The sequence below is a fragment of the Mesorhizobium sp. M8A.F.Ca.ET.181.01.1.1 genome (genome assembly GCF_004792025.1).
GTDB lineage: Bacteria > Pseudomonadota > Alphaproteobacteria > Rhizobiales > Rhizobiaceae > Mesorhizobium.
This window is the reverse complement of sequence record NZ_SRTV01000088.1, coordinates 1-372: the sequence shown is the minus strand read 5'-3', so window position 1 is coordinate 372 and position 372 is coordinate 1. Positions and strand designations below refer to the sequence as shown.

Sequence of the window (372 nt, the reverse complement as noted above, 5' to 3'; positions counted from 1 at the left end):
GCTCGGCAATGCCGACGTCGAAATAACGGTCCGGAAAGCGCTTCTCGAACTCCACCATGCCCGAGCCTTCGCGCATGGCCGGCGTAATGCCGACTACGCGCGCGTCGAGTTCGGCGGCGTCGCACAGCCACTCGCCGAACACTTGCGTGTAGGTCTTCTTCGACGGCGACACGGCCGGCTTGATGCCTTCAGCCGGATTGAACTTGCCCGGCCCGTGATACAGCACCGGATCGGCCTCGGCGAGCTTGTAGCCCTGGCCTTTCTTGGTCACCACGTGCAGGAATTGCGGGCCGCGCAGTTCCTTGATGTTTTGCAGCGTGGGAATCAGCGAATCCAGATCGTGGCCGTCTATCGGGCCGATGTAGTTGAAGC

Annotated in this window: 1 protein-coding gene; it reads right to left on the bottom strand. The window is 62.1% G+C overall.

Annotated features, from left to right (window positions below):
• Positions 1-372, bottom strand: a 372-nt coding sequence (locus EN824_RS33705) for a 1-deoxy-D-xylulose-5-phosphate synthase N-terminal domain-containing protein (RefSeq protein WP_281041409.1), incomplete at both ends; no start/stop codon positions are given.